The sequence below is a fragment of the Occallatibacter sp. genome, assembly GCF_049582745.1.
Taxonomy (GTDB): Bacteria; Acidobacteriota; Terriglobia; order Terriglobales; family Acidobacteriaceae; genus Telmatobacter.
This window is the reverse complement of record NZ_JBAUUO010000038.1, coordinates 1-8,569: the sequence shown is the minus strand read 5'-3', so window position 1 is coordinate 8,569 and position 8,569 is coordinate 1. Positions and strand designations below refer to the sequence as shown.

Here is an 8,569-nt window from a genome sequence, read left to right as displayed (position 1 = left end):
CCGGAACGGTGTAGAAGCGCCACGCCATCTTGCCCGTTTCCGCGTCATAAGCTGATATATAGCCGCGCACCCCATATTCGGCCCCGGCGTTCCCGATTACGACCATTCCCTTTGCGATCCGTGGCGCACCAGTGATCGAATAGGCTTGGGTGACATCGGTTGTCTGCGTGCTCCACAGGATTGTTCCGGCGCGTTTGTCCAGCGCGATGAGGCGACCGTCCAGCGTGCCTTCATACAGCTTGTCTCTGTAGAGCGCGACACCGCGATTGACCGCATCGCAACATAGAAAATACGCCCGGCTGCGATCGATAGCAGGATCATACTGCCACAGCATTTTGCCCGTCTTCGCATCCATCGCGTAGACGACGTTCCACGATCCAGTGGTGTAAATCACACCGTCTTCCACGATCGGAGTTGCCTCGAGGCCGCGGGTGGTGTCAAGTTCCTGGCTCCACACCAGTCCCAGATTGGCAACGGTCTGCTCGTCGATCTGGTTCAGCGGACTGAAGCGCTGATCGTCGTACGTCCGGCCGTACATCATCCAATTCGCGCGGTCGTTCGCGACCTCAATAGTGCTCGAACTGTTTTGATGCTTGGTGTCACTGAATCCCGCGAACAGAAGGACAGCGGGCAACATGGCCCATGTCAATACCGGACGCTTCACACGGACACCTCAGATTGAGATTAGCTAGTTGACTGAGACTAACACCAGACTCTGGCGTCGTCAGCAGCAGAGTGATTGAGGACCCCAGGAGTGTCATAGGCGCGGGGACAGCAGTGGAGGTGCAGGGATGACCGACTTGGGAATCGTCGTTCGTCGCTTGGTCTTTGTTTGGAGTTCCCAAAACATAACTTCCTCTTAGGTGCTCATCCAGACACAATCCACTCCTCAGCATTCAAGGCAAAACGACAGCGGGAAAATTCATCATCCGCTTCAAGTCTGGCCAGCGCGGGCTAGAGATAAGGAAATCACCAAACTGAAGGGGAAAGAGCCATGGCGCACGGGGATCGCGCTGCTCAATGGCCTTCTCATACCAGTCAGCGGCAGAATCGATATTCGCTAGAACCGAGTAATAACAAAAGAAGCCACCGGGAACTCCAAAAGCCGTGCCGTCGCCAAGCTCTTTGAGCAAGGCCTGTGCTCGAATCTCTTCTCCTACGCGCTCATGCATTGCGGCAAGCCGGCCTATGACGGTCGGATTCCAGGACGCCAGTGATCGTGCCTTCTCTTCGTAAGCGATGGCTTCGGTCAGTCGGTTCTGCTTTAAGCAAGAGAAGCTCAGCCATGAATGGGCGATCCAAAAGTTCTCATCGAGTTGCAAAGCATCCCGAAGTATGGTTTCTCCCTCGGCGAATCTGCGGGAGGCCAAACAGAAGCTCCCCAAGGCTGAGCGGCACAAAGCATTGAGTGGATCTTCCTGAAGTGCACGCTTAATCTCCTCTTCGGCCTCTTTCATGCGTCCCAGAGATGCAAGATAAAACGAACTATGGAGGTAGCGAATGAACGGTTGTATCTGCTCGCTGGCCATAACAAGTTCGAACTCCCACCCAGCCCCAGACCAGTCGTAATCGAGCACTGCCGCCATTGCCAGAACAGCGTGAATATCCGGTAGCGATGGCTCAATCTCCAGTGCTTTTCGTGCCGTCGATCTCATTGAATCGGCTGCTTCCCTTGGAGGGATCTGATTCTCGATAGCCAGGATGTAGAAGCACCATCCGAGATCACTATGCGCCAGAGCAAATCCAGGATCGAGCGTAACTGCTCTTTCAAGACATTCTCTGCCGCGTGCCGCCGACTCGGGGGTCCACCGCTGCAGATGGTGCCGTGCCTTCAGAAATTCCTCATACGCCGCCGGCTGGGGTACGTACCTTGGTGGCGACGCGGAAAGCTTGACCTGCAACTTCCCTGCGATTGCTGCGGCGATTTCGTCTTGCACCGCGAAGACGTCAGTCATCTCGCGGTCGTAGCGCTCCGACCAGAGATGTGCGCCGTCGGCAGCGTTGATGAGCTGCACCGTCACCCTTATGCGACTGCCTGCTCTGCGTACGCTACCCTGCATGACAGAACTGACGCCAAGCGCCTCGGCGATGGCGCGGATGTCCTGCTCTTTGCCGCGAAAGGCGAAAGCCGACGTTCGTGCAATCACTTTGAGCCCTGCAATTTGGGCGAGCAGGTTGATGATTTCCTCGGCCAGCCCGTCGGAAAAGTACTCCTGATCTTTTTCCGCGCTCAGGTTGGCAAAGGGCAGCACAGCGATGGAGGGAGACACCGCTGCAGGCTGTGCGCCGCTTTGCGCCGGAGACGGAGCCTGTGGTCGCTTCTGGGCTTTTTCTATCTCCAGACCCGACTTGCAGAGTCCGTCGATAAGACCCTCTACAAGGTCTGGTCCCCAGTAGATTGCCAGTTGCTTACAGGCCTCGGCACGGAAGTTCGGCCGCAAGGTCAGCAAAGTCTGCAGCGGAGTTCGTGCCGATTCGATCTCACCAAGTTGCCCGTAGGCTGCCGCCATCACCGCGCATGTACGCCAGAGGCTGGGCATGTTCACCTTACGAGCAAACTCAAGACACAGGCGGTAATCTCCGTTGCGGTAGGCGTCAAAGCACGGAACAAACCAATACCATCCCGGGTGGTGCGGATTCAGCTCACGAGCCTTCGCCGACAACTTACAGCCGCGCTCCCATTCGCCGTCATATGCGATAAAGGATGCCAAAAAAGCGACGGAGAAGCCGTCCATGGGGTTGAGTTCTAAAGATCGTGCCGCCGCGATCCGGAATCCATGCCGATCGCCGAGAAAATACTGCGCCATCGCGAGCGCATGATATGCGAGGTGATTGGAAGGTGCGCCCTCGACCGCGCGCTGCGCGGCTGCCATAGCCCGCCCCAGCGGATTGGGCCGGACATTGAGTTCATGCGTGAACTCTTCCTTGCAGATGAGCGACAGCATGGCCCAGGCATCGGAATAGCCAGGCTGCAACTCGACGGCGTGCTCGAGAGCAGCATGCGCCCCAGCGTGCTCGTGGGCATTGACTCGTTGGAAGTACGCAAAGCTGCGAAGCACTGCCTCGTAAGGGCTCAAGTCGGCTGGATTCCTCGTCCTGAGGAGTTCCGACATGCTGCGAGGCAAAACACCCTGCGTGTCCGCGACAGTTGACACGATGCGAGGAACAAGATCGTCCTGTAGTTCGAAGAACGCGTCCAAGCTGAAAACGCGCTCGTAATTCTCGGCCCAAAGATGGGCACCCGTGACAGCATCCACAAGCTGAACAGATAGGCGCAGCTTCGAACCTGCCTGGCGCAAGCTGCCTTCCATCACGTAACGCGCGCCCAGTTCCTGACCGGCGATGCGAACATCGACGGAGCCGTGGGAGTACCGCGAAGTAGAGCTTCGGGCGATGACGCGCAGGTAAGAAAAGCGGGAAAGGCCGGTCACGATCTCCTCGCTCAGTCCCTCGGCAAGCGCAGCGATCCCCGGGCTTGCCCCCGTCGATTTGAAGGGCAGCACGGCGACCCAGAAGCCTTCATTGGCGCGCGTAGCGCCGGAGTCGGCCGCGGGCACAGAATGTGAGGGCTGCCTCGTTGCCGAGGTCTTCGGGAACGCATATCGCGTAAGGTCGCGGAACTCATTTGCGACATCGCGTGCAGTCTGCACGCGGTGGCGAGGATCCTTTTCAAGGCAGCGCCGGACGATGCGGGCCAGATCGCCGGGCAGATCGGGCCGACTGTCGGTCACCGGCGCGGGAGTATCTCGCAGGATCGCCGAGATCAGCTCAGCGGAGGAGTTCCCCTGGAACGGTTGGCGTCCGGTGGCCATCTCGTGCAGGACCACGCCGAACGAGAAGATGTCGGTGCGGTGGTCCAACGGGCGTCCCGAAATTTGTTCCGGCGACATGTAGGCCGGCGTCCCCATCACTACCCCAGGCTGTGTGTTGCCGAGCGAAGTGCGCGTGGTCTCGTCAGGGCCGCCTGTTCCGACCTCTTTGGCCAGTCCGAAGTCCAGCACCTTCACGCGGCCGTCGTGGGTGACCATCACGTTGGCTGGCTTCAGGTCGCGATGCACGATTCCCTTGTCGTGCGCGGCCGCCAACGCATCGGCCAATTCACCCGCAATGTTTACAACCTGCTCCACAGGCAAACCATCCGCACAAATCAGCCGATCCAGGGGCTGCCCTTCTACGACTTCCATAGTGAGGAAGTGGATGCCGTCAGCCTCTTCCACTGAGTAAATCGTGACGATGTGGGGATGGTTGAGCGCAGCTACGACGCGAGCCTCACGCTGAAAGCGAGAGAGGCGGTCAGGATCATCTGCCATTCCTGCCGGCAGCACCTTGATTGCGACATCGCGGCCCAAGCGCGGATCCCTGGCGCGAAAGACCTCTCCCATCCCCCCTGCTCCGAGAGGGCAGAGGATCTCATACTGGCCGAGTTTGTCGCCTGAAAAGAGGGGCATGGAAGTGGCTTAGCAAGTCTACCCGACCAGATGAGTAACTCATCCAGAAGGGACGGGAAGACCTACAACTGGTTTTCAGCTGACGCCGGTCAAAGCATAGCTCCGTAACTTGGCCGGCGCTCCAGCAGGAAGGTTCCAGGCGGATGGTCGCCAAACCGAAGATTACCTCTGATGCACAGCCTGCGCCGACTTCATGGTGGCAAACGTCGCCTGTGCAAATGGGGTTACCCGATCAGCTTTGATATACGACTTTGTGGCCGAAGGCGATCCTCAATTCATGCTCGTTGACGATGAACGCATTCCACGCTGCCGTATAGTCGCATTGTCGTAGACCTGCCAACCAGGGCAATGTTGGAATCTCCGTTTCAGGTTAGCCGGTTCTACGTCCACTTGCCGAAGAACCAGAAACGATCTCAATAGGTCAAGGAGCGCTTTGGCCTGAAATCGCCAACTGAGAGCATACCTCGGGACAACCTGTCACTCGCTTGGTGGTTGGACGCGTGGCCTTGTCCAGACCCTTGATCATAGGCTGAACGCCACCCTGCGGCGCGCCACCTCTTTCGGGGTCACCTGGACGCGAGGCTCGGCCGGGGGTTTGCGGGCCAGCATCACGGTCGCTGTGGCGACGACTGCCAAGGTGCATAGCGCTACAAAAAATGGACTACTTCTTGGTGGGCTGAAAATCCGGATCGCCGGTCTGCCACAGCGCGAAGGCGTACATGTCGGTGTTGATCAGAGCGCCCTGTAGCCGCGTCGCGTCGATGAAGCCATGGCCCGCGTTGTAGTCAACGCGTAGCAGCACCGGCTTGCCGCACTTCGTCGCCGCCTGCAGCCGCGCGGCGAACTTGGCCGGTATCCAGGCGGCGACGCGCGGATCGTTAATACCCGTCATGATCATCACAGCGGGATACTTGCTGCCGTCCTGCACGTGCGCGTACGGACTCATCGAGTACAGCGCCTTGAAGCCGGCCTCGGTCTTGACGCTGCCGAACTCGGCGACATTGCGGGGGCCATTGGCGGTCGCTTCGAAACGCAGCGTATCGGCCAGCGGAACCATGACGATCGCGACGGTGAATAGGTCGGGACGCTCCTCGATCGCGCGGCCGATCAGGATGCCGCCGGCGCTTCCTCCGAATCCGATCAGCTTGTGCGGGTTGGTGTACTTGTGGTCGACGAGATACTGGGCGCAGGCGATAAAATCCGTCCAGGTATTCGGCTTGGTCGCCTGGAATCCGGCCTGGTGCCACGCCTCGCCGTACTCGCCGCCGCCGCGCACGTGGGCTATCGCTCGTACGCCGCCTCTCTCATACCAGGCACGCATTGCCGGATTGTGGCGCGGCGGGGAGCTGATGCCGTAGGCGCCGTAGCCGGTCACGATCGTCGGATTGTCGCCGTCTAGCTTCAGCCCTTTCCCGTGGACGATTGACAGCGGCACTTCAACGCCGTCCCAGCTCTTGACTTTGACTTCGTCGATGGCCAGATCGTCGAGATGGTCGTAGGGTCCTGCCGGTTGCAGGTCGGTGTCTGTGACCGCGCCAGTTCTTACGTCGACGCCGAGATAGGCATTCGAACGCAGCCAACTCAATGCAAGAAGGGCCGTCGCGTCGCCTTCGCCATCGGTCGCTATGTTGACAATGTCCGCTGGATAGGGCAGACGCAGCGTTTCTGGTTTGGCCCCGCGCGCGAAGCGCAGGCGCGAGACACTGTTGACGCCCGCATCGCTGACACGCCAGTAGATCGCATCGCGACCGGCGTAGACCTCGCTGATCGGCAGGTCGCCTTGCGCCACGGCGATTTCCGGCTTCGATCGAGGATCTGCAAGATCGAGCTTGAGGATTCGGCCACGCGGTGCGTCCTTGCGCGACAGCCAGTAGAGCGTGTCTCCCGTCAGCGCAACGACCGGGTGGTCCGGATCGCCGAAGGGCGAATCGCCGCTGATGTACTGATCGTCGGAGCTCGCGGCAACGGGCCGCCAGGCGGTCTTGCCATCCTGGACTGCATCGACCGGCGCCGCGTAGACGCGCAGGCGCGACTCGGTTCCTGGTGAGATCGCCGCGACTGCATAGTGCGAACCGGGCGCGGTGGCGATCTCCACCCAGTCGATCGGCGTCAGCGCGATCGCCGGGTCACTGACGCCGCGCCCGATGATCGGCGGATCGTCGTCGAACTCACGCCCGAGCTTATGCAGATAGACGCGCCCTTTCTGGTACTTCGCCGTCTTGGGCATCCCGGGTTCGAGTTTTTGTCCGCGTCGGTAGAAGAACGACTTGCTATCGGCGCGCCAGAACGGCGGATAGCCGTAGGCGCGGTCGGCGATTTCAGCCAAGTCCCTGCCGCTTTTCACATCGAGGATGTGCAGCACGCTTTCCTCGGAACCGCCGCCGGCGAGCTGGTAGGCGACGTAGCGGCCGTCCGGCGACGGGCGATACCCCTGGATGCTCAGGTGCGCCTGCGTACCAGTCGATAACTTTTCCGAATCGATCAACAGCCGGTCGTCGCCCTTCACGCCATCGCGAACATAGAGCTTCGGCGATTGGGCGCCTTTCGGCGTGCGCAGACTATAATAGCGCCCGCCGACGATCTCCACGCCGCTCACCTGCGCCGGCTCGGACATATTCAGTTCGTCTACACGCTTGAGCAGCGCGGGATAACCGGGCAGCGCATCGAGCGTCGCCCGTGTGTAGTCCGCCTGCACCTTCATCCAGCGTTGCATCTCCGTGTCTTTCAGGTTCTCCATCCAACGGTAATTGTCGACCACCTTCGTGCCGAAGTAGTCGTCCGTGATCGGACGCACCGGCGCGACTGGTTGTTTCATCGCCGTTGCCGCCTGAGCGTAAAGGTTCGAAGCGAAAAAGCTGATAGAAGTCAACAAAAACAGGAACGTTACTATCCTTCGTTTCAAGCAAACCTCCTCCTTCTTGCCTTGCTATCGCTGCGCTGAGCGAACCTAAAGCGATCGCCGTGTGATATCCGCATCATCGAGCAGTCAATTATTTCAACATCTTCTTGGCATTGTCATTTGCTCGATCTAATTCAAGCGACTTCTTGTAATTCTTGATGGCGAGGTCCCTGTCATCTTTGTCCATGTCATCTTCTCCCAGGCTGTCGTAGGCCGTCCTATCCATTGGGGAGAGAGAAAGTCGCGGTGATTGAGTCGGGACCCATTCGGGCGATAGGTCAAATCGTCTATGCGGGCTTGCACAGCTTGCTGCCTTCCGCCTGAGTCGCCTTCGTCGACGGCAGGTCCGTGCAGTCATCAGGGAGCGCTGTCGGCGAGTTCCAAGCAAAATGGCTACATAATCAAACGGCTTGCTTTGATCACTCCAATTGTTCGGTCGATTTCTTCGCGTATACGGCCCAACCTCGCTTCCAACGCGGTCACGTTTCGCCAAGATACCCTGCCAAAATCGAGTTCCTCAAGAAGTCCAATCATGCACAGTTCATAGCGTGTTTCTATTTGTCGATCTCGTCTCAATCTCGTGCGCACTTTTCTTGCCTTGCTCCTCATTTCTACGACTAGCAATCTGAGGCGTTCCGGCTTCTCGATATCTGAAGCCAATTCCTCTGCTTCCGTCGTCATGTCAAGCAATGCATTCAACATTTCTAGATTGTCCATGCCACCTCAGTTGATAAGTACTCTGAATCTTCTGCTGCGATACGTTCGGGGATTCGGCTGTAGGTCCTTGTGCGTGGTGTCATCGTCGCAATGTGAGAACCGAACGTGGGCGGCAAAGAACGACGCCATTTCTTTGAGGCACTCGGGATTCGGCCGAAACTCAGCTGTGTAAAGAGAGCACTTGTAATAGCCGGAGAACTTCCCGTTGCGGTCGGTGGTGGGAATGAGGTGTGCAACTGTTCTCATGCCTGAAGTCTACGCTGGAAGTGAATATGCTGCGCCCGCAAGTTACTTTGCCAGTGGCACGGATGGTCGATTGCTTGCACGAGGCTGCATCGCTAATTACCGATCGTGATCGGCGGGTAACCGAGTGCGGAGTCACTCTTGTCCAAAACAGCGATTCTGTAAATCCACAGGGCTGATTTCAGAGGACATGGGGATATTCCCTCGCCGATAGTGGCGGGTTTGGTCGAGGACTCGCGCTGGATGGATTTCTAAGTGCCGG

At 58.6% G+C, this 8,569-nt stretch carries 4 protein-coding genes; all 4 read right to left on the bottom strand.

Annotated elements, in window-relative coordinates; all coding sequences use genetic code 11:
• Positions 1-664, bottom strand: a 664-nt coding sequence (locus tag WCA10_RS04855; protein ID WP_472821372.1) for an outer membrane protein assembly factor BamB family protein, incomplete at its 3' end; no start/stop codon positions are given.
• A 232-nt stretch (positions 665-896) separates the two neighbouring features.
• Entirely contained in the window at positions 897-4,448 is a 3,552-nt protein-coding gene (locus WCA10_RS04850; RefSeq protein WP_472821371.1) for a protein kinase domain-containing protein, read from the bottom strand.
• A gap of 661 nt (positions 4,449-5,109) precedes the next feature.
• Entirely contained in the window at positions 5,110-7,350 is a 2,241-nt protein-coding gene (locus WCA10_RS04845) for a prolyl oligopeptidase family serine peptidase (RefSeq protein ID WP_472821370.1), read from the bottom strand.
• A 390-nt stretch (positions 7,351-7,740) separates the two neighbouring features.
• A complete protein-coding gene (locus tag WCA10_RS04840; protein ID WP_472821369.1) occupies positions 7,741-8,064 on the bottom strand; it encodes a hypothetical protein in 324 nt (107 codons plus the stop codon).
• Positions 8,065-8,569: the final 505 nt, after the last annotated feature.